16 protein-coding genes are annotated in these 22,350 nt (G+C 57.5%); 2 read left to right on the top strand and 14 right to left on the bottom strand.

The window, feature by feature from the left end:
• Positions 1–20: 20 nt before the first annotated feature.
• The 7 genes from AAID99_RS04270 to glmU form a co-directional block, all read right to left on the bottom strand.
• Complete coding sequence (locus AAID99_RS04270; RefSeq protein WP_188426528.1) at positions 21–2,600, bottom strand: cation:proton antiporter; 2,580 nt, start codon at positions 2,598–2,600, stop codon at positions 21–23.
• Positions 2,601–2,704: 104 nt separating this feature from the next.
• Positions 2,705–3,316: a thiamine phosphate synthase gene (thiE, locus tag AAID99_RS04265; RefSeq protein WP_188426529.1), complete on the bottom strand. Its 612-nt coding sequence runs from the start codon at positions 3,314–3,316 to the stop codon at positions 2,705–2,707.
• Entirely contained in the window at positions 3,313–4,086 is a 774-nt protein-coding gene (locus AAID99_RS04260) for a thiazole synthase (RefSeq protein ID WP_188426530.1), read from the bottom strand. Before AAID99_RS04260 ends, thiE begins: the two co-directional genes overlap by 4 nt.
• A 3-nt stretch (positions 4,087–4,089) precedes the next feature.
• Positions 4,090–4,287, bottom strand: coding sequence for a sulfur carrier protein ThiS (thiS, locus tag AAID99_RS04255; RefSeq protein ID WP_188426531.1), 198 nt, complete (start codon positions 4,285–4,287; stop codon positions 4,090–4,092).
• A gap of 94 nt (positions 4,288–4,381) precedes the next feature.
• A complete protein-coding gene (gene thiO, locus AAID99_RS04250; protein WP_188426532.1) occupies positions 4,382–5,353 on the bottom strand; it encodes a glycine oxidase ThiO in 972 nt (323 codons plus the stop codon).
• A gap of 32 nt (positions 5,354–5,385) precedes the next feature.
• Positions 5,386–7,209, bottom strand: coding sequence for a glutamine--fructose-6-phosphate transaminase (isomerizing) (glmS, locus tag AAID99_RS04245; RefSeq protein WP_188426533.1), 1,824 nt, complete (start codon positions 7,207–7,209; stop codon positions 5,386–5,388).
• The gene (gene glmU / locus AAID99_RS04240; RefSeq protein ID WP_498493229.1) at positions 7,209–8,576 is read right to left on the bottom strand and encodes a bifunctional UDP-N-acetylglucosamine diphosphorylase/glucosamine-1-phosphate N-acetyltransferase GlmU; all 1,368 of its coding nucleotides are present in this window, start codon (positions 8,574–8,576) and stop codon (positions 7,209–7,211) included. Before glmU ends, glmS begins: the two co-directional genes overlap by 1 nt.
• A gap of 104 nt (positions 8,577–8,680) precedes the next feature.
• Between glmU and AAID99_RS04235 the strand changes: the two genes are divergently transcribed.
• Complete coding sequence (locus tag AAID99_RS04235) at positions 8,681–9,355, top strand: HAD family hydrolase (protein ID WP_498493228.1); 675 nt, start codon at positions 8,681–8,683, stop codon at positions 9,353–9,355.
• Between the two features lie 55 nt (positions 9,356–9,410).
• Here the strand turns inward: AAID99_RS04235 and AAID99_RS04230 are convergent, their stop codons facing one another.
• From AAID99_RS04230 to AAID99_RS04215, 4 genes are all read right to left on the bottom strand, one after another.
• A complete protein-coding gene (locus tag AAID99_RS04230) occupies positions 9,411–10,244 on the bottom strand; it encodes a DUF3108 domain-containing protein (protein WP_498493227.1) in 834 nt (277 codons plus the stop codon).
• The gene (gyrB, locus tag AAID99_RS04225) at positions 10,234–12,687 is read right to left on the bottom strand and encodes a DNA topoisomerase (ATP-hydrolyzing) subunit B (protein WP_498493226.1); all 2,454 of its coding nucleotides are present in this window, start codon (positions 12,685–12,687) and stop codon (positions 10,234–10,236) included. Before gyrB ends, AAID99_RS04230 begins: the two co-directional genes overlap by 11 nt.
• A 566-nt stretch (positions 12,688–13,253) precedes the next feature.
• Complete coding sequence (clpB, locus tag AAID99_RS04220; RefSeq protein WP_498493225.1) at positions 13,254–15,857, bottom strand: ATP-dependent chaperone ClpB; 2,604 nt, start codon at positions 15,855–15,857, stop codon at positions 13,254–13,256.
• Positions 15,858–16,074: 217 nt separating this feature from the next.
• The gene (locus AAID99_RS04215; RefSeq protein ID WP_188426539.1) at positions 16,075–17,550 is read right to left on the bottom strand and encodes a galactose-binding domain-containing protein; all 1,476 of its coding nucleotides are present in this window, start codon (positions 17,548–17,550) and stop codon (positions 16,075–16,077) included.
• A 982-nt stretch (positions 17,551–18,532) separates the two neighbouring features.
• Between AAID99_RS04215 and AAID99_RS04210 the strand changes: the two genes are divergently transcribed.
• On the top strand, positions 18,533–18,820 hold the full coding sequence (locus AAID99_RS04210) for an immunity protein CdiI family protein (RefSeq protein ID WP_498493224.1): 288 nt from the start codon (positions 18,533–18,535) through the stop codon (positions 18,818–18,820).
• A 1,065-nt stretch (positions 18,821–19,885) separates the two neighbouring features.
• Here the strand turns inward: AAID99_RS04210 and AAID99_RS04205 are convergent.
• The 3 genes from AAID99_RS04205 to AAID99_RS04195 all read right to left on the bottom strand — a co-directional run bounded on the left by AAID99_RS04205 (position 19,886) and on the right by AAID99_RS04195 (position 22,193).
• Positions 19,886–20,710, bottom strand: coding sequence for an IS5 family transposase (locus AAID99_RS04205; protein ID WP_264784332.1), 825 nt, complete (start codon positions 20,708–20,710; stop codon positions 19,886–19,888).
• Positions 20,711–21,069: 359 nt separating this feature from the next.
• Entirely contained in the window at positions 21,070–21,438 is a 369-nt protein-coding gene (locus AAID99_RS04200; protein ID WP_188427389.1) for a barstar family protein, read from the bottom strand.
• A 245-nt stretch (positions 21,439–21,683) separates the two neighbouring features.
• A complete protein-coding gene (locus tag AAID99_RS04195; protein ID WP_188427388.1) occupies positions 21,684–22,193 on the bottom strand; it encodes a hypothetical protein in 510 nt (169 codons plus the stop codon).
• Between the last annotated feature and the right edge of the window lie 157 nt (positions 22,194–22,350).

The raw sequence follows: 22,350 nt of genomic DNA, 5'->3' as shown, positions 1-22,350 counted from the left end.
TCCTGATCATAACGGGGCCCTTACTCGGGCTTTATGTCGTTCTCGCCTGACCTGATGAGTTCGCGTGCCGGTATGAAGGGCTCCTTGTTTCCTCCCAGCACCAGAGAGAGTTTGTGCCCCTCCACCAGACGCGCTTCTGCCCGTTCGTCGATGGTGCGGCGCACGATCGGATATTCCTCGACCAGACGCATGAACAGATTCGACGGTATGGCGAGAAGATGACAGAACTGCATCGTCCGCACCGTGCCCCGTGAATAGGTCTGATTGATCAGTGGCGCGGCCCCTATCAGATCCCCTGCCCCGAATTGTACGTCCTGCTCGGCGATATGCACCTCAGCCAGACCGGCCACCACGGCATAGACCATCCTGATCTTGCCGTTGCGCCGGAGAAGTATCTCACCCGGCGAGGCAAAGCGCAGGGATATATTCATCGCCAGATCGTGCAGGACCCCATCGGGCACGCCACGAAAGGCGGGAAAAGAACGCAGGCGCTGCTCGATACCGCTCTTGATGTTGAAACGCAGTGGCTTTTCGAGGCGCTCCTGACGCTTCTCGACATCTTTGAGCAATTCGCGATGCAGCTCTTCACTGACAAGGTTATCGGAGAGAAGCTCGTCGTATTCCTCTTCCTCAAGCCGCAAGGCGATCTGATGCAGAATGCGGCTCTCGAGCGCCTCTGAATAACCCTGATAATGCAGGCGTAGCATCTCGAGGGCGTCATCGAGCATGCGACGTTGACGCCCCAGAACTTCAGAGACGATCTCACCGATACGGTTGCCCAGTGTCGGCTCGAGACGCTCATGCATGAAGCGCATGAGCGATAGCGAGACGAGATGGGCGATAACGAGCATCTCGAAGCGTTCCGACATGCAATACATGAGCGGCTTGTCGATATGGAACCGACGATGCAGCATCTGGGCTACGCGGAAACGCAGTGTCGGGCGCAGCCGCCGACGCAGCGCGCGCACATAGCCGTAACGCCCTTCTAGCCTTGCTCCGTCGACCATAGCTTCAGAGGATCGCAGCAGCGTTTCCATGACGCGGCGTGACAGACCGCGAATACGGAACAGATCGAGCAGGAGCGATCGCTCGCGGTTGGCGATGGTAATCAGGGCAAGCGTCACGCGCTGCCTGTCGCCGAGCGCGGTGTCAAAGGTGTTGGCCTCGCTCTCTTCCTGCGCCCGTCTTTCGATCTGCCCGATAATGGTCTGCTGCGTTCCAGAGCCGAAGCCGAGCTCATCTGCGAGCGTATGCGTGCGTTCCGCCACTTGGGCCAGGCCACTGCTCAGCACCTGATGGCGCATGGCCTGGTCGATGGTGGGAAGCTGGTCAAGCTTGAGAAACACCACGAGGTAGCGCAGCGTCGTGCCATTGACGAGCAATGTGATCAGCACGAAGCCGGTCGCGATAATACCGATAAAATGAGCCGTTGAGGTCGATACGCGTTGGTTCTCTGTCACGGCAAGTGCGAGCGCAAGGGTAATGGCGCCACGAAGCCCGCCCCAGACCATGGTCGTCTTGAACGGCGCCGGCACAGGGGGGGACAATTTGGCCGCCGCCAGGATCGGCAGCAGACCGAATACTACTGCACCGCGGGCAAAAAGACCTGCAACTGTAGCGATCAGAATCAGCACACAATCCCAACGCGTCATACCGATCAGGAGGCGCGGCACAAGCATCGAAGCCAGAACGAACACGAGCGACCCCGCCCAGAAGACGAGCTGCACCCAGAGTTCGTTGAGAAAGCGCCAGACCTGCGGCCTAAAGGTCGAGGGACCATAGACCGAAAGAGTCAGGCCCGAGGCGGCAGTAGCGACCACACCTGAGAAGCCGAGGAACTCGTCGCAGATGATATAGACGATGTAGGGCAAGGCGAGCGTCAGGGTGATTTCGGCTGCCACCGCCCCCCCCAGCCCTGCAATCATGAGCAGGGTCAGCCGTCCAATTGCCACGCCGACGACGATCGCCCCACCGAAGGAGGCCAGAAAGTCAATGATCGTCTCGCCCAACTCGATATGGCGGTGCGAGGTGACGGAAGCCAGAAGGATGGAGAAAATGGCGATAGCCGCAGCATCGTTGAGCAAGGCCTCGCCTTCGACGAGCCGTGTCAGACGTGACGCCGCACCAATCTCGCGAAAGATCCCGGCAACTGCTGACGGGTCGGTCGTAGCGACAATTGAACCGAGGAGCAGACAGACCACCATGGACTGACCGGCGAACGGATAAAGCGCCCCGCCAATGGTAAGGGTCGAGACGAGCACGGCCACAACGGCCAGCAGAAGCACGGTTGCCGTCTCATGCGCCAGACGTCGCACATCGATTGCCAGCGCGCCCTGAAAAACCAGAATGGGAAGGAAGATCAGCAGAAAGGCTTCGCTGTTGATCGGGAAATAGAGCAGCGTCTCGGCAGCGCCGTCAAAAATCTCGGTCAGGGAAGAGCGCAGCAGTAGGTCGGCCGCCGCACCGATGCCGATGCCAGCAAGAGCGAGGAGAACGGTCTCCGATACCTCAAGCCGACGGGCCAAAGGCTGCACCGCGCTGATGAGTACCATCAAAAGCGCCAGCGCCAGAATAATGGCAGCCAGTCCCGTCACCATCATGCGCGCGTGTTCTCCCCTCTTTTTTGCAAGATGGAAATTCTATACGCGAATCGTCACGACTCCGCGAGGGCGACTCCCCGATTTGATGGAAATATTACTGATTTTCAGCCCGAACATGCTTTCAGCCAGGCCTCAACCTGCTGCTCCGGGTCGGGGGATGCGATAAAATCGGAGACCGCGGCGACGCTGTCAGCCCCTGCCGCAAGGCAGGATGGAGCACGCTCCTTCGTAATGCCGCCGATCGCAACCAGCGGCATTTCCGGCCCGATGATGCGGCGCCATTCCGTCAGTTTTTCGACACCCTGAGGCTCCCAGATCATTTTCTTGAGCTTCGTCTCCCAGATCGGGCCGAGTGCCACGTAATCCGGCTGTACAGACAGGGCCCGCTCGAGCTCTTCATGGGAATGGGTCGAAATGCCGAACGCGATGCGTGCCGCCCGGATCTGTTCGAGGTCAGCCGTATCGAGGTCTTCCTGACCGATGTGGATGTAATCGATGCCCAGCTCGAGGGCGAGCTGCCAGTAATCGTTGAGAACGAGGCGCACATTATGGCGCGCTGCCGCCTCCTGTCCTTCGATCACCTGCGCCCGCAGGACTTCAGGGGACAGGTCCTTGAGGCGAAGCTGGATGAATCGGGCTCCTGCAGAACCCAGACGTTCTATCCAGCGTGGGTGATCGACGACGGGATAGATCGGGGATGGAAGCCGTGAATTCATGATGCGAAACTTGCCTTGCCTAGAGTGGGCGTCGAGGGAACAGCCATGTCGCGCTCGTCCATCGGGTCTGCGGTCTTCGCCAGTTGCCCAACATCACAGGCGAGACGAAAAGCCTCTGCCATGGCTGCTGGGTCACCTGCTTTTGCCACGGCCGTGTTGATCAGGATGGCGTCAAAGCCCAGCTCAAAGGCGGTGACGGCATGCGAGGGGCGCCCGATACCGGCATCGATCACCATAGGCACTTCCGGAAAATGGGCACGCAGGGCGCGCAGTCCAAACAGGTTGTTCAGCCCCCTGCCCGACCCTATCGGGGCTCCCCACGGCATGAGCACCTCGCATCCGGCGCGCAGCAGACGCTCCGCCACCACGAGGTCCTCCGTCATATAGGGAAAGACCTTGAAGCCCTCTTCGTTCAGGATGCGTGCGGCCTCGACGAGAGCAAAGACGTCCGGTTGCAGCAGATCGCCCTGCCCGATGACTTCCAGTTTGATCCAGTCGGTTTCGAACACTTCGCGTGCCATCTGCGCGGTTGTAACGGCCTCCCGCACCGTATGACAGCCAGCGGTATTGGGCAGTACCGGCACATCAAAACCGCGCACGAGCTCCCAGAAGGCCTGACCCGCCTGAAGACCCGCAGATTCCCGCCTCAGCGAGACTGTCACCGCACCGGGGCGACCACGCCGCACTGAATCCGCCAGAATGGCCGGGCTGTCATAAAGGGCAGTGCCCAGCATCAGAGGCGAAGAAAGATCGATACCATAGGCGCGCATGGGTTAGCCCCCCTGCATCGGCGCGAGAATTTCGAGCCTCGCGCCTTCCTCTAATGCCTTCGCTCCGCGTGCCGAGCGGGGCACGAACACACCGTCTACGGCTGTTGCCACTTTCGTCTCGCCATAGCCGAGCTCGATCAGCGCTTCGGAGAGGAAGCGGCTCGCGATGAGCTTCGTCTCGTCATTCACCATGATCTGCATGGCAGTTCTCTCCCATTCCTGACTGCGCGAAACGCCCGGCTCTGACAGACCGGGTTTTCACGCCCGCTATGAAACGCCACCATGGCCCTGTAGATCAGGCGGCTTGCGTAAAGATGATATCGGCCACTTCTGCCGCTCTTGCGGGGGACAGCAGAAAACCATGGCGATACATGCCATTGACCGAAAGGCGATGTCCGTCGCGATGCACCCGAGGCACGTTGTCGGGGTAGGACGGCCTGATCCCTGCATTGGCTTCTATGATCTCGGCCTCGGCAAAGGCTGGATGCAAGGTATAGAGCGCGTTCAGCAACTCGCTCATGGCCCGGACCGTAATTTCACGTCCGTCATCGCTCTCGACCATGGTGGCACCCACCATGAATACGCCATGCTCGCGCGGCACGATATAGATCGGGATGCGTGGATGCAGCATTCGAACGGGGCGATGGAGCACAACGTCAGGGCATCGAACGAGGATCATCTCGCCGCGCACGCCACGCAGATCGGGCTCGCTCTCCCGCGCCTGTATGCCAGTGCAATCGACTACCCAGTCGAACTGGCCGTCGACAACAGAGGTATCGAGCCTGATATGCCCCCCCAGGATCAGCAGGCGCTCCTTGAGACGGCCCAGGGCAATGCGCGGGTCGACATGACCCTCTTCAGCAAAGAACAGCGCACGGTCGAAGCGACCTGCCAGATCAGGTTCAAGTTCGGCGATCGCCTCTGAACCCAGCGTTTCGAAATGGCTTGTACGCCTTCCAAAACGGTTGAGCTCGACCTGATCGCGCGGGGGGGCAACCACGAGGCTGCCGTTACGGATGACATCCGGCACGTGGCTGGCCCACCATGCGAGCGAGTTGAGCGAGTCACGGGTCACCTCTTCCGGGGCCGCTTCGGCCTCGCACCATGGTGCGAGCATGCCACCGGCAAACCATGACGCGCCGCTGCCGATGCGCGGCCCAGATTCATGGAGCGTCACCCGCGCCCCGCGTTCGGCAAGGGTCACGGCAGTCACGAGCCCGGCCACTCCAGCACCTTGGATGAGTATCGTCGGTCCCGATCCCGCCATGTCAGTCGTCCTCGCGCTGTTTCGCCCTCAGGTTACTCCACAGTCACCGATTTGGCGAGGTTGCGCGGCTGGTCAACATCCGTCCCCCGACGCAGGGCCACTTCATAAGCGAGCATCTGCACAGGAATCGTGTAGAGGATGGGCGCCACGAAAGGATCGACATCCGGCAGAATGACCATGTGTTCGGCGATACCGCTCAGGCGCTGGGCGCCCTTCTCGTCAGTGAAAGCCATGATTCTCCCACCACGGGCCTTGGCCTCCTGGATGTTCGACAGCGTCTTGTCGAACAGGATGGTTGACGGGGCAATCACGACGATCGGCACATCCTTGTCGATGAGCGAAATCGGACCGTGCTTCATCTCGCCGGCCGCATAGGCTTCGGCATGGATGTAGGAGATTTCCTTGAGCTTGAGCGCCCCTTCAAGAGCCACGGGAAAACAGATGCCCCGCCCGAGATAAAGCACGTCCCGCGCCTCGGCGACGGAGGCCGCCATGGCCTGGATCGCGCCCGCCCGTGAAAAGACTTCGGCAGCGCGTGACGGCAGGTCGAGCAGATTGGCCAGCAACTCACCCTCGCGTCTGGCCGACATCGTGTTGCGGGCACGCGCCATGGCAATGGTCAGAACGGCAAGAACCGAAAGCTGTGCCGTGAATGCCTTCGTGCTGGCAACTGAGATTTCCGGCCCGGCGACCATGCCAAGCACCACGTCGCTTTCGCGCCCCATGGTGCTGCCCTCTACATTGAGGATCGACACGATATGCTGCTCGCGTTCGCGCAGGCTACGCATGGCGGCCAGCGTGTCTGCTGTCTCGCCCGATTGCGAGATCATCAGCGCCATGCCTTTGGGTGTCAGCGGCGGATTGCGGTAGCGCAGTTCTGACGCGACATCGATATCCACCGGGAGGCGCGCTTCAGCCTCGAGCCAGTACCGCGCGACCAGACCGGCATAGAAGGCCGATCCACAAGCGGTGATGACGGCACGCGGCAGTTCGGCGAGGTCAAACGGGAACTCCGGCAGGTTGATCGCGCGTGTCACCGGGTCAATGATGCGCTGCAATGTCTGTCCGATCACCACAGGGTGCTCGTGAAGCTCCTTCTCCATGTAATGGCGATAGCCATCCTTGCCGACCGTTCCTGCCATCAGGGCGATCGTCTGGACAGGACGCTGAACTCTCAGATTGGCTGAATCGAAAAATTCGACAGCATCAGGCTGGAGGACGCACCAGTCACCGTCGTCGAGATAGGCGATCTTCCGGGCAAGCGGTGCCAGAGCCAGGCTGTCAGAACCGAGGAACATCTCGCCCTCCCCGAAGCCAACAGCAAGGGGCGCACCGTGCCGTGCGCCTATCATCAGCCCTTCATGGCCGGCGAAAATCATTGCGATGGCATAAGCCCCTTGCAGCCGTCCAAGCGTCTTGCTGGCAGCGTCTCGTGGCGACAGGCCCTGATCGAGATAGAAATCGACGAGTTGTGCGACGCACTCGGTATCGGTGTCAGAGGTGAATTGCCGACCCACGGCCTGCATCTCGGCCTTGAGTTCCTCATAATTCTCGATGATGCCGTTATGAACAATCGCGACACGATCGGTTGCGTGGGGATGGGCATTGGTTTCATTCGGCAGGCCATGCGTTGCCCAGCGCGTGTGACCGATTGCGGTCACGCCGGCAAGGGGCTGCACATCCAGGACGGCCTGAAGATGATCCAGCTTGCCAGCCGCACGACGACGGGAAATCTGCCCATCGACGAGGCTGGCGATACCAGCTGAGTCATAACCACGATATTCGAGACGACGCAGCGCCTCGACGATAAGCGGAGTGGCATTCCGATGCCCGACGACGCCGCAAATTCCGCACATCAGCCCTGTTCCTTCTTTGCGCGCAGCGACTCACTGATCATGCGGCCGCGCTCCTGCTTGTTCGTCTGTCTGGATCGACCCAAGGCAAGGGCGCCGGGTTCCACATCCTCGGTAATCACGCTGCCCGCCGCGATAAGGGCATTGTCGCCAATGGTCACGGGTGCCACCAGAATGGCGTCGGAACCCACGAAGACATTTTCACCAATCGTGGTGCGGTGCTTGAAGAACCCGTCATAATTGCAGGTGATGGTTCCTGCGCCGACATTGGTGCGGGCCCCGATGCTGCTATCGCCCAGATAGGACAGGTGATTGGCCTTGGCCCCATCACCAAGCTGCGTCGCCTTGAGCTCGACGAAATTACCGACATGCGTGCCCTTGCCACAGATTGTCCCGGGGCGCAGGCGGGCATAGGGACCGATCAGGGCCTCGCCGCCGACAACACAGCCTTCCAGATGGCTGAAAGCCCGTATCCGCGCGCCGCTGTGCACTGTTACTCCGGGACCGAAAACCACATTGGGTTCAACCACGACGTCGGGCGCAAGGACCGTATCAACGCTGAAGAACACGGTCTCCGGCGCCACCAGCGTCACGCCGGCTTCCATCGCTGCCAGACGCAGGCGCTTTTGCAGGCTTGCCTCCGCCACGGCGAGTTCGGCACGCGAATTGATGCCTGCCAGTTCTTCCGCAGGGGCCTCGACATGATGCACATCTGCTTCGGCGGCAGCCTGTGCCACGACGTCGGTCAGGTAATATTCGCCCTGGGCATTTTCGTTGCGCAGGGCGCCAAGCCAGCGTCGCAGGTCGGCAGCATCTGCGCACAGCACACCCGCATTACACAGGGTCACTGCACGCTGTGCTTCGGTGGCATCCTTCCATTCCACGATTTCCTGCACGCAGCCATTACGCTCGATCACCCGTCCATAGCGGCCCGGATCGGCCGGGCGCATGGCCAGAAGCGTCAGAGACGTGCCCTCTTGGCGTCGTGCGGCCAGCAGGGCACGCATCGTTCCTGCAGTTATCAGCGGGTTATCGGCATAGAGGATTGCGACATCGCCCTCGCCGAAGAGATCTTCCGCCATACGTGCCGCGTGGCCCGTGCCGAGGCGCTCGGACTGCACGACGCAAGGCCAGGGAGCGACCGCTTTCTCAAGCGCCTGCATATCGGGGCCGACCACCACAACGAGTCGATCAAAGACCGATCCGGCTGTTTCGATCAGATGGGCAATCATCGGCCTTCCGCCAAGCGGATGAAGCGCCTTGTGAAGCGATGAGCGCATGCGCGTTCCGAGGCCGGCAGCCAGGATCACGGCAGTCGTGGGTTTGTGATGGCGGACGGTCTGGCCGTCGGAAAAAGAAAGTGATGTCATATTGTTCAGTGGCGTAGCCAACCCAGCCGAGCCCTGTCAAACCCGCGTTCTGTCACTTCGGGTTGCCGATTATTGCATCCGTCTCCGATCAAAGGAAAACTCCGTTGAGCACCGAAATCAAAACCGCTGTTTTCGATCTGGATGGGACGCTTGTCGACAGCCTGCCCGACCTTGCAGGGAGCGGCATGGAGTTGATGAAATCCTATGATCTGCATCTTCCCAGTGAGGAAGCCGTCAGAGCGATGATAGGCGATGGAGCGCGGGCGCTCGTGGATCGTTTGCTGACTTATGGCGGCGATGAAAATCGGATCGACCGTGATGAGGCGACCAGGCGTTTTCTTGATATCTACGAACCTCGCGCCACGCAGAAGACACAGCTCTTCCCTGATACGGAGAAGACACTCGCCACACTGCAAGAGCGAGGTATTTGCTGCGTGATCTGCACCAACAAGCCCGTCAAGGCGGCACAGGCTATTATCGAACAGCTCGGGATTGCCTCACTGATCAATGCCATCGGTGGAGGCGACAGCTTCCCTATGCGTAAACCGGACCCCGATCATATTCGCAAGACGGTGCGCATGATCAATGCAGAACCGACTAGCGCAATCATGATCGGAGATCATCAGAACGATATCAGAGCGGCCATGGGTGTCCCGATGCCGTCGCTTTTCGCAAGCTGGGGCTATGGCGACCGCAGCATGTCAGCCCATGCGACCGCCATAGCCGGGTGCGTCGCCGAACTGCCGCGTCTGATCTACGATCTTTCACGCCCTAACTGAGCGTTTCCCCCTGCTATCCAACGCGATAGCAGGGATGAGTGCCCGCAATGACGGCTTATTGCTGCGTCGTGGGTTGCCGGTCGAGAACGGCGATCATCGGACCAAGCTTGGGATGCTCGAACTCGATCCTTACCGCCGTAAGGCCCACGCCAGGCAGGTTCTGAAACCAGGCAGCGCCGGGATGCGGGGCTTTCATGACATCCAGATGGGAGGAATCCTTGATAAATCCCGCCTCCTGCTGTCCCACAAAGTCGCACCGTAGGGCCTCGCCGGTGAATTTCTGACCGAATGACGAAGGGACAGTCGCCTTGAAGGGGCCGTGCGATGTCATGGCGCTCAGCCTGAGCCCATCGAAAACCTGCGCGCTACCATCACATTTTCCGGTGTGACGCACATTTTCGAGCAGATAGGCCATGGCGCTCAGCGTATCCATGGCGTGGGAAAGATCGCTCTCCGGCACGGCCTGGCGATCGCTTTCCTTCGGATCAAGCGCGACGATCTGCGGTGTGTCATTGGCGTAATTCAGCACCACGTTGCGATGCTTGCCACGGGAGTAGCCTGCGCTTTCATACCCGGTGGGCTGCACATGGTCATGATCAAAATGCCCCTGCGCAGTGCTCTGGATATCCATGCGCAGAAACATACTGAGCAGGCCGCCCGCATGGATGGTCGTGCGGATGCCATAGCCACCATCGGTCAGCCTGTAATCGGCAGTCGCATCAACGACATGCAGCCCATGATTATAGACACGATAGACAGCGGTCGTCTGGCGAGCGCTCTCTGCCGTTGCCGCCGCACTACCTTCACCAATATCAGCAGCGTGGGCTGACGCAGCTGTCAGCACCGTTCCTGCAAGAAACAGGGCGGTGCCGATTGCCTTAAACGTCAAGATTGGCGACCTTCTGGGCATTGCCAACAATGAAGTCGCGACGGGGCTCGACCACATCGCCCATGAGCGTCGAGAAGACCTGTCCGGCATCTTCAACATCTCCCACCTTGACCTGAAGCAGAATGCGCGTGGCCGGGTCGAGCGTCGTGTCCCAAAGCTGCTCATTGTTCATTTCGCCCAGACCTTTGAACCGGTTGATGGCAAGGCCCTTGCGACCCTGCTGCACCACCCGATCAAAAACCATTGCCGGGCCTGCAAGTTCCGTCGACTGGCTATCGAGAGCGAGCGTTACAGCCCCAGCGAAATCATCGGCAACGCGGCTGCCTTCGCCTGCCAGCCAGCGTGCCTCTGCCGAGCGCAGCAACGCGGCATCAAGCGTGTAGACCTCACCGACACCACGAACGGTGCGGGCAAGGCGCAGCCCGCCTTCTTCTGTAGGTCCGACTATCCAGCCACGCTCATTGACCGGCGAAGCCGCATCAAGGCGAGCCTGCAGAACAGGGGCCCGCTCCTGCGCGTTATCATGACCGAGTGACATGGCCTTGGCGACATAGGCCTGTTCGAGCACCCAGACAGGGATCTTGGATGCAAGCGCCGTGAGCGTCTTGGCCACCTGCCCCATTGCCTTGACGCGCTCCATCAGCGCGTCTTCAGCCAGAATCTGACCATCGGCCAGCGTCAGCGACGCATTGGCCAGCGCCTTGTCGAGCAGGTATTGCTCAAGAGCAGCATCGTCTTTCAGGTAGCGTTCTTCGTTACCACGCTTCGCACGATAGAGTGGCGGCTGGGCGATGTAGAGATAGCCCTTCTCGATCAGTTCGGGCATCTGACGGAAGAAGAAGGTCAGTAGCAGCGTTCGGATATGAGAGCCGTCCACGTCGGCGTCTGTCATGATGACGATCTTGTGGTAGCGCAGTTTCTCGACCGAAAAACCGCCCTGCTCCACATCGCCGCGCCCGATACCCGTGCCGAGAGCGGTGATCAGCGTACCGACTTCGGCCGAGCCAAGCATACGGTCGAAACGCGCGCGCTCGACGTTCAGGATCTTGCCTTTGAGCGGGAGAATGGCCTGGAAGCGGCGATCGCGCCCCTGCTTGGCCGTTCCGCCTGCGGAGTCACCCTCGACGATGAAGATTTCAGCCTTGCTCGCATCGCGCTCCTGACAATCTGCCAGCTTGCCCGGCAGCGAGGAAACATCGAGCACGCCCTTGCGTCGCGTCAGTTCGCGCGCACGACGGGCGGCGTCACGGGCGGCTGCGGCTTCGTTGACCTTCGCGATGATGGCCTTGGCCTCACGCGGGTGGGTTTCGAACCAGTGGCCAATCGAGTCAGCTGCCGTCACATGCACCACAGGCTGCACTTCAGACGAAACCAGCTTATCCTTTGTCTGCGACGAGAATTTCGGGTCCGGCACCTTGACCGAGAGAACGGCCGTCATGCCTTCGCGCATGTCCTCACCGGTCAGGGCAGCGGAGTTCTTCGACGATCCTGTCTCGGCATATTTACCTACGATGCGGGTCAGAGCCTGGCGGAAACCAGCCAGATGCGTGCCGCCATCGCGCTGCGGGATATTGTTGGTGAAGCACAGCATCGTTTCATGGAAGCTGTCATTCCAGGTGAGCGCGAACTCGACCTTGATACCGCTTTCGGCGTGATCGATGGCCCCCACGATCGGTGGCGTGACAATCGATGTCTTGCTTGCATCGAGATACTCGACGAAGGCGCTCAGGCCGCCTTCATAGCAGAAGACAACCTCCTTGTTTTCGGCATGGCGCTCGTCACGCAGCACGATCTCGAGGCCGGAATTCAGGAAGGCCAGCTCGCGCATACGACGCTCGAGGATGCCGAACTCGAAATCGACCTTGGTGAAGGTCTGCTTGCTCGGCTTGAACGTCACGAGCGTGCCGCGCGGTTCGTCACTGGCACCGACCACGGTAAGGGCGTCGTCGCGCTCGCCATGCTGGAAGCGAATGAAATGTTCGAGCCCGTTGCGCCAAATGCGCACTTCCATCCATTCGGAAAGTGCGTTGACCACAGCGGCACCCACGCCGTGCAGACCGCCCGATACCTTATAGGAATTCTGGTTAAACTTGCCGCCCGCGTGAAGCTTGGTCAGAACGACCTCTGCGGCGCTGACGCCTTCTTCCTCGTGCAGATCAGTCGGAATGCCACGACCGTTATCGCGCACACTGATCGAGCCATCGCCATTCATGGTGAGCACGCAGCGTGTGGCATGACCAGCCTGCGCTTCGTCCACTGCATTGTCGATGATCTCGAAGACCATGTGATGCAGGCCAGACCCGTCATCCGTGTCGCCGATATACATGCCGGGGCGTTTGCGTACCGCATCGAGCCCCTTGAGAACCGAGATGGATGAGGCGCCATAATCGGCTTCGTCATCGAGGTTCTCTGGCAACTCGGTCGGACGGATCTGTTCGGACATGCTGGCGTGACGCTCCTACTCGCAACAAGCGCCCAATATAACCCGTCTGCCCCTCTCCCGCTAGGGCGTTACGACGCAAGCGTTTTAGTGAACAGTCTCCCAAGCCTGCGAGCTTTCGCGACCCGGATATGGTTGGCATTCAGAGCGTGGATAGAGAGTTGTGAGGCGGCAAACCATCTTGGGTAGGACAGCTGCTGATGCCGGGAGCGTGCCAAGGAAGACCACTTTCCTGAAAGCGCGCCCTGTCACTGAACAATTTCTCAGCGAGACCTGACGCGCCACTCCACACCGATGGCATTGCATCAATCATTGGCACATTCCTCGTGCCACTGCGCATTGGGCGCCTCGCATCCGCGGACTTGCCACGGGGAGTGACGATGCGGATCATAAGAGGCATATTTTGCCGGACGCCTGTCTTGCCGAGTGCTTGGAGAGCGCACGGCCCTTTAGAAACTGGGGTTCATACGCGGTTAGGTGCCAACCAAAAAAAGCGTGAGACCCGAAGATCTCACGCCTTTCTGCTGATGCTGACACCCTAGGCAGGCATCACAGGGCAATAGCGGTTATCAGTCGAACTCGGCCTGCTGGCCATTGATGACCAGCCCCTTGTCATTGGCCGAAACATGCACAGTCTGGCCATCGAAGATCGAGCCATCAAGGATAAGCCCGGCCAGCGTGTTCTGCAGACTGCGCTGAATGACCCTCTTGAGCGGACGAGCCCCGTAGACCGGGTCGTAACCGGACTCTGCCAGCCAGTCATTTGCGGCCTGATCCAGATCGAGCGTGATCTTGCGCTCTTCAAGAAGGCCACGGAGCCTCTTGAGCTGGATGGCGACGATGCGGCTCATATCTGCGCGCTGCAGACGCGAGAAGAGAACGATCTCATCCAGTCGGTTCAGGAACTCCGGACGGAAGTGATTGCGCACCACGGCCATGACCTGCGCCTGGACCAGATCGGCGCTTTCACCATCCGGCTGATTGGCAAGAATATCCGAACCCAGATTTGACGTCAGAATGATGATCGTGTTGCGGAAATCCACCACACGACCCTGCCCATCGGTCAACCGCCCGTCATCAAGCACCTGAAGCAGGATGTTGAAGACATCCTCATGTGCTTTCTCAACTTCGTCGAACAAGATGACCTGATAGGGTCTGCGACGCACGGCTTCAGTCAGCACACCCCCTTCCTCATAGCCGACATAGCCCGGGGGCGCGCCGACGAGACGGGACACGGCGTGTTTCTCCATGAATTCGCTCATATCGACGCGAAGCATGGCGCGATCATCGTCAAAGAGGAACTGGGCCAGCGCCTTCGCAAGCTCGGTCTTGCCTACACCGGTCGGCCCGAGAAACAGGAAGGACCCGATCGGACGGTTGGGATCCTGCAGCCCGGCGCGCGCGCGGCGCACAGCATTCGACACAGCCTTGAGAGCGGCTTCCTGACCCACCACACGCTCGCGCAGGGAGTCCTCCATTCGGACCAGCTTGGCGCGCTCGCCTTCGAGCATGCGATCGACCGGGACGCCCGTCCAGCGCGACACAACGGCGGCGATGCCCTGATCAGTCACGGCTTCGCTGAACAGACCGGCCTGATCGGCATCCTTCTGCTCGCGCTGCTGGGATTCCTCGATCTGACGCTCAAGACCAGGAATGGTCGCGTACATCAGTTCCGATGCCTTGCCGAGATCACCCTTGCGCTGGGCCACATCGACTTCCGAACGCGCCTGGTCGAGCTGTTCCTTGAGCTTCTGGATTGCGTTGACGCGATCCTTCTCGGCATGCCAGGCCGCGCCCAGTGTATCGGACTGCTCCTGCAGATCGGCCAGTTCGACCTCGAGCTTCACCAGACGCTCGCGGCTTGCACTGTCTTCTTCCTTGCGGATTGCCTCACGCTCGATCTTGAGCTGGATGATACGCCTGTCGAGTTCATCCAGTGCTTCAGGCTTGCTGTCGATCTGCATACGCAGACGACTTGCCGCCTCATCGACGAGATCGATTGCCTTGTCGGGCAGGAACCGGTCTGTGATGTAGCGATTGGACAGGGTTGCTGCCGCTACGAGCGCGCCATCGGTGATACGCACACCGTGATGCAGCTCGTATTTCTCCTTGATCCCACGCAGGATCGAGATCGTATCGGCAACCGAAGGTTCACCTACGAAGACCGGCTGGAAGCGACGGGCAAGAGCTGCGTCCTTCTCGATATATTTGCGATATTCGTCCAGGGTTGTCGCACCGATGCAGTGCAGCACGCCACGGGCGAGTTCCGGCTTGATCAGGTTGGAGGCATCCATGGCGCCATCAGAGCGCCCCGCACCGACCAGCGTATGCATCTCGTCGATGAACAGGATGACCTGACCTTCAGCGCTCTCGATCTCCTTGAGAACGGCCTTCAGGCGCTCTTCGAATTCACCCCGGTATTTTGCACCAGCTACGAGTGCGCCCATGTCAAGCGAGAGCAGCTTCTTGTTGCGCAGAGCTTCCGGCACGTCGCCATTGACGATGCGCAGGGCCAGCCCCTCGACGATAGCCGTTTTGCCGACGCCAGGCTCACCAATGAGCACGGGATTGTTCTTCGTGCGGCGAGCAAGGACCTGAATAGCGCGCCGAATTTCCTCATCACGCCCGATCACCGGATCGAGCTTCCCCGACTGCGCCACCGCCGTGACGTCACGGGCATATTTCTTGAGCGCGTCAAAACCGGCCTCTGCATTGGCGCTATCAACCACGCGGCCCTTGCGCAGCTGGGCGACGGCACGCTCCAGCGCCTTGGCATCGGCCTTGCCTTCTGCAAGTGCCTGGCCTGCTGCCGATTTCGTGCCAGCAAGAGCTACGAGAACCCTGTCTTGCGCGACAAAGCTGTCGCCTGCGCGCTGGGCGTCCTGCTCGGCAGTGTCAAGCGCGCGCACGAGGTCCGGGGTAGCCTGAGGCTGGCCTGCGCCGCCGCCCTGAACTTTTGGCAGGCGGGCAAGCGCGGCGTCATTGGCTTTGCGAACGATCTCGGGGTCGCCGCCCGCAGCACGTATGAGACCCGAGGCAGTGCCTTCAGGGTCGTCAAGCAGGGCCTTAAGCAGATGCTCAGGCGTCAGCTGCTGATGATAGTCGCGAAGGGCGATCGTCGACGCAGCCTGAAGAAATCCGCGGCTACGTTCGGTAAATTTCTCAATATTCATAATTTCTCAATGCTCCCATGCCCCATGAAGGCGGCCAGTTGCGACGACGCGAACCCCGTTATGGCAGTTCTCGTTCTGTCATGATTTGAACATGGGAGCATTATTTCAAATGCCAAGGGCGGGCATACGAAATAATGAGCAGAAACCGCCCAGGCTATTGGCAGGCGGTCATGGCGTACCCCCTTCGGGAAGGGAATACGCCATGGCTTCTGGAATATCAGGCCGAGGCCGCGTTGCGATTTTGTTCGAACTCCGCAAGCGAGAACGGTCGTCCGTAGATCTCGATCTGATCGGTTTGCAGATAGACCTGCGTTCCCGGCACCGTGACCCTCACAAAGCGCCCGAGAACACCAGCGTCATTGCGCCAGTCGAACGGGGTGCCATCGAGACCACCGAAGAGCGGCCCGTTCTGGCGATCGATGATCGTGTTCCAGAAGAAACGGTCATGAGAGACTTCGACCTTGAAGCTTCCCAACCGCTCCATCGCGCCATCAAGGCGGTTGAAGATCATGATCTCATGAATATGGCTGAGTTCGCCCAGATCGACCATCCACCAGGGATTATCCTGCAGCGCCGTATGGTGCTGCGGGTGACCTGTCAGGCGTCCCGAGACAGCGCGACAGGCGTCTTCGTCGCGTGAGCCGTCATGAAGCGTGGAACTCTGCGTCGCGCGCTTGCCGACCGAAAGCAGTGGCCATACCGAACCCGGGATGAGGGTTGTTTTCAAACCCTTATCGATGAGCGACTTCCAGTAATTGCTCAGATAGAGATCGGTCACCGCATTTGTGTCGGCATGATAGGCCAGGCGCTCATCGGCATTCCGGTCACGCCAATGGGTCTGGGCGCTGAAATCCCCCTTGCATCCACGCTCTATCCTGCGCGCAAAATCCTCCTCGGAGCGAATGTTAAAGTGGGCGATATAGCCGACCTCGACCAGCCGCACACGTCGGTTATCGGCATTCAGAAACGCCCAGGCATTCTCGGGAAAATTATCATAATATCCCTCCATCGATTCACCGAGCATGTTGCAGGCACGCAGAGGTGCGCCCAGAGCAAACAGATCGTGATGGATGCCCACAAGCGGGTTATCATAAGACAGCCGGTAGGAAACGGCCCCCGTCTTTGCGAGGATCTTTGTGAGAGGCGACGCACCGACTTCGCGCTTCGTGTAGTTGCGCAGGATACCATCTGCGGGCCGCTGGCTATGGCCAGAATGGCCGTAGCCGCACCAGTTCAGATAAATGGCATCGTGGTCCGCCCCGAAGCGGGCGCTGACACCGGCGATATCATCACTGCCGGGCAGACACACGAATTCGTCCAGATCGAGGAACATCAGCCATTTTGTCTCTTGGGCATAATGCCTGAGAAAATGGCGGTACATCTGCAGTTGCTCGCCCTGATAACGATAATGATGAAAAGTCACGAAAGGCGTCTCTCCCTGCAGGAAGGGAAGCACAGCCTCATAAAGCCCCGAGGGGTCATCATCGTTGCAATAGAGATAGACGTGATCAAAACCGATCGAGCGATGATAACTCAGCCACTCGACGACGCTATCGTTCTCCCAGCGCGCGCATGCGACCAGAACATGCTGATAACGCGCTGGCGGCCAGATTCCCTTGTTTCGGGCAACAGCGAGGGGGAGCTTGCCGAAACTTGAGAGGTCCTGAGCATTGGGAGTTCTTGATTGCGACATATTTCTTCTTATCGTCCTGCTCGATAGTCTCTAATCGCCGTCATCGCCCGATACTCTGGCGCCGACAGTTGCTGACAAGGCCCGTTAGTCCTTGATGCTGCCGGGGAATAGCATAGCTCGTTGCGATGAGCATGATTCAAAGTGTGATATCCGTTCACGCGCGATGGGTTCGGCACCGTCGATTGCGTCGATGGACTTCCTGGGCGGCACACCGCCTCGTGCGCCGTTGGGGGGCTACGCTGCCGGTTTCCTTTGCTGCAAGAATGGCCCGACGCAGCTGGCAATTGCAGCGGAACCCGTGCCCTGGTGGAGCACTGCTCAACCGGCCATCCGAGAGGCAAAGCCCCCGCATTTTGAAAACCCGTCATGCAGGTGAAAGACCAGGATTCCAACTGCGGGAAGTGCCTTTCTCGACGGCACGACTATGAGGGCGCATCCTTCGGCGCGTTACCCCTCGTTCATCTCACGAATGGTCAATAAAATCGTATGGAACTCTTCCTCCGTCATCTCAAACTCTGGCCCCTCTATCATCGCGATCAGTGTCAGCAATACGTGATCCAAATCACTTTGGTGGCGCAAATCCGGATCCTGAAAATTTTGAATGCTTCATTTGATATTTTGAAAATATCAAACCCTGCGGATATTGACGCAGAAAGCCTATCACTTACCAGCACTCCAAATTCGCATTGCACAGTTTTCGATTCAATCAGGATTTCAATACTCCATAGTGTCTCCCTGATGGTTACATTATTCATTTTCTGCAATTTCGTTACCGGAACAATCCTGCCTGTCACATAACGCCCTACATTTCCTCTTTTTGAATGGCACTCAGCATCGAGGAAGCCCTCCTTCCTCCGTGTTGGAGAAGAGACACGGGTTCTGGGAGTGGAGAAGCTGGTAATGATTGTTGGATATGTTAGAGCACGATGCAATCAAATTAGGCATGGTCATCTCGTTAACGCTGTCATGAGGGCTTGCTCGAATGGATGTTATCAAGTTGATGCCGGAGTATGAATGCTGGCCGCTATGGCATAGTGGGCCAAACAACTATGACAACATCGATCCTCGATTTCTCGGCCTATCCGATAAGCTTGTCGAGGAGATTGAAAACTGGGCTGCGGTATATGATGCCACTCTTGATCAGGATTACCCACCAAACTCTGCATTCAAGAGTAGCAGAGACGAGAGATTATTCGCCGATGATGGATTTTCATTAGCAGAAAAAATTTTCCTAAAATTAACACGTAGATATCAAGTAATTTTCAAGTAATATGTCGATACAAATCGGCTCTGCAGAAATTTACCCTGAAAAGCCGTAGACTCTAGACCTATTGACCCAAGCTTGAAATGCTGAAGCGAGCCCATACATAAAGCTTGGCCCCACCAACGGCTCGTATCGAGTGATAGCTCGTTTCACTGTTTGAGCAGCCTATATCCCGTGAAACGGAAACGCATCATCAAGCGATGAAATAAATCTGCTACATGAACAACTGTGTCATACGCCTGGCATCGCCGCTTATCGCTTGAAGAGTAAACCCTTATTTCCAGCTAGCCACGGCGACTAATCATCGCGCTGACGAGGTGCACTTTCTTCGACCGTTCATGCAGCTCAACCCCGTTTTTCGCGTCTGCGTGTTGACGAACCACAGGGACCAGAAGGCGTTTCTGGAAACGCCACTTGCTTCCTTTTGTCAGAGTGGCGTTTCCAGTATCCCTCTATTGTCTTTGATGGTGACAGTTCCGGTCTGTATTCGAACATTAAGGTTGTCGCCAAGCTCAAGTCCAATGGCGAAGTTGTCTATAAAGCGTAACTGCCTTCAGGACATTTGATGCATCAAGACCCGAATAGCTGGGCACCAGGCAGGGCTCTTATATTTCTGATCATTTAACGTCGCGCCCTCGTCGCAGGAGTTCTCCATCTTTCGAAACTCTCAAGTGATCATGCGTGAGGAATTCCTCAACATCATATACGTTACCGGTAAGGCAAAATTATTCCTTTTTGAACATGGCGACACACCCTTCATCAAATATAAATATTCCGTATGAGGACATGCTACCGAAATCATCTTCACTCAAGCAAGATATGTATCCGATTTGTCCTTTAGCTTATCATCGTACGGACATTTCGTTATTATGACTTCACGACCCAGCATCATCTGTCCTGACATTTATGGTAATTTTATAATTTTGATATCGATTACCATTATCACGACCTTGAGGTGCGACACAATAAGTAATAAAATTCGCGGGATATCTAGCATATGCTCTACTTCTTCGGGCAAAGGCCAGTAAATCATAGAAGCAACCAGAGATGGTTAAGAGCTCTTTTGGAAATTCACGGATGAGCGTTTCGGCGTAGCATTAGGCTTCCCATGGCGATGTGGATCATGGCCTCTGCCACGTCGATACGCTGTTCGTAATCCCTCACCAGTCGGCGCCAGCGGATCATCCAGCCGAATGTCCGCTCAACGACCCATCGACGTGGCAGGATTTCAAATCCTTTTTCCGTATCTGAGCGCTGGATGATCTCGACCGTGAAGTTAAAAAAGGCGGCTTTGTCTATCAACTGCAAGCGGTCATAGGCCCCATCTGCGAACAGATGCTTCACCCACGGCCAGCGTTTGCGGATAGCACCCAGGATCATCTGTGCACCCGCACTATCCGAAATATTGGCTGGGGTCAGCCTGACCAGAAGCAGTCGGCCATCTGTATCAACCGCAATATGGCGCTTACGACCAACGATCTTCTTGCCGGCGTCATAGCCACGGGTCTTTGCATGAGGAGCCTTGATGCTCTGGCTGTCAATGACACCACCGGATGGGCTGGCTTCGCGTCGCGCTGCTTCACGATCCAGCATCAGGCAGACATCATGGATCGTCTGAAACAGAAAACGGCGCATCAGCCTGCGGAACCACCAATAGACGGTCTGCCACGGACCAAAGTGAGCCGGCAGCATCTCCCAGCCGCAGCCCGAGCGGACAAGATAGCGCAGTGCATTGATGATCTCACGAAAATCGGTCACCCGTTTCCGGCCACGCCGGTTCGCAGGCGGCATCAGGGGCGCTATGCGCTCCCATTCTTCATCGGTCAGATCAGATGGATAGCGTTTCGTCCTACCGGTGATGTCGGCCATTCGGCCTCGTTGTTCTGGCGTCCACATCCTGAGTGTGAATCACACGCCAGACGCCCTGAAAACCCCTCACGCTGAATTTCCAAAAGGGCTCTAAAATATTGGACGCGCGTGAAACAACCAGCTTAGGGAGCGCGGGCAAGGCGTTGACGATACGCTGACGCCCAAATGATACGCGAAGTCCCATCATGTAACGCTTGCGGTTTCTCAGGCACAGTTGTTATCCAACTCGTCATTCGAACCTTGATTAGAATGATGCCGTGAGGAAAGGCCGATATTTTCTACAGCAGCTCACTAGGATTTCAGATCATCGGCAATCTCTGACTTGGGGCACAAGCCTTGACATGACAGCAACGGCCGCATGGAAGATACAGGCGATGAAAACGGCATTATTTGGTTGTAATTCCCGCGCCCAGAAAGCCATGCGGCGCGACAACGCTTAGATTCTTCTCTTTCGTCCTGCTCCAATGATCAACTGCATCTATCATAATATTATTAAGTATTTTCAAATCTCTCTCACTGATATTAGGGGTATCACTGAATACAATCCAGACCTCGTAATACGTTATCCAATCAAGATCAGTGATACACTCATCGAATGCATTCCAATTGAACCCGAAATATGAGGGGAAATTCAACAGGGTACGAAAAATATTGAAGAAATCTTCAAGGCCCGATATGCCCGTCGGCACGTAATAGACCACGCTTTCTCTATTATTTGGGATTTCTTTTGATCCCAATTCAAATATGCCTGACATTATAACTATTATCTCTCAATATTCTATATTCAACCGTCGCGACTTGCTCGGGTTATTTTTCTGCTACAGGTATATGCTGAGCGATGCCCTGTGTCTATGCATTCGGTCAGTTCGTTCAAGCACGAGCGGGCTGCCTGATCAGGCGACAGATCTTGAGCCATACACATAAAACTACGGTGGGAGCTTCAGATAGTGGTATTCTGCGCAGAGCTCGATGGGGCAACGTCACTCATGTCAGCTATCGATCAAGGCACATGGAAAGGATACGCATCCTCTTCATACCGCAATTTCTCTATCCAGATATCGAGCGCTTCTCTCGATACAGAAACCTGATCGTGCTTGATGGAGGTGACCCTAAACGCGCGCGCAAGAGCTTTCTCCAGCTTTGGCTCTGCTGGGCCGCCGAGTTCCGTGACGCCACTGTTGTCGAGGAGGCTCTTTCCTTTGGTCGTCAGACAAAACTCATAAGTTTCCCACAAGACAGTGTCTCTTTGATAGGTCAGAGGGCTATTGGCAAGTTCAGTCAGCACGTCATTCGCCTTTTCAAGGCCCCATGAACAAAGTATGCCTGTATGCAAAAATCTGCAAAGCGAGATAAGCGCGGAATATCGCCACAAATCATTGAGCATCTCCCCCTCACGACAGGGGCCACAGATACTATCGATATGTGCGCTGGTATACGCGAGGAGTATAGGCCCTTCTTCGACTGCCAGTAATGTCATTGGCTGCTGATAGAAGGCGTAGAAGAAATCCAACGTCAGATATTCCCGTATTTTTATTTTATTGAGCTTAACTGCGCACTGAAAGTGGTGCCGTCGAAACAAGTCATTCTCACGCTTACGGCCTGGTCTTTCATCGCCATAAAAGTAACCCATAGATATCAGACTTGACCCGACGGATGCGTGCGAGAAC

Source organism: Asaia sp. Ae19-3, from assembly GCF_059801175.1.
The sequence above is the reverse complement of the archived record's forward strand: the minus strand, read 5'-3'. Positions and strand labels throughout refer to the sequence as shown.